At 55.0% G+C, this 218-nt stretch carries 1 rRNA gene; it reads right to left on the bottom strand.

Annotated elements, in window-relative coordinates:
• Positions 1–218, bottom strand: a 16S ribosomal RNA gene (locus TR61_RS19530); the annotation flags it as partial.

The raw sequence follows: 218 nt of genomic DNA on the forward strand, positions 1-218 counted from the left end.
ATTCCCCACTGCTGCCTCCCGTAGGAGTCTGGACCGTGTCTCAGTTCCAGTGTGACTGATCATCCTCTCAGACCAGTTACGGATCGTCGCCTTGGTGAGCCATTACCTCACCAACTAGCTAATCCGACCTAGGCTCATCTGATAGCGCAAGGCCCGAAGGTCCCCTGCTTTCTCCCGTAGGACGTATGCGGTATTAGCGTCCGTTTCCGAACGTTATC

Origin of the sequence: Aestuariivita boseongensis (assembly GCF_001262635.1) — a bacterium.
Taxonomy (GTDB): Bacteria; Pseudomonadota; Alphaproteobacteria; order Rhodobacterales; family Rhodobacteraceae; genus Aestuariivita; species Aestuariivita boseongensis.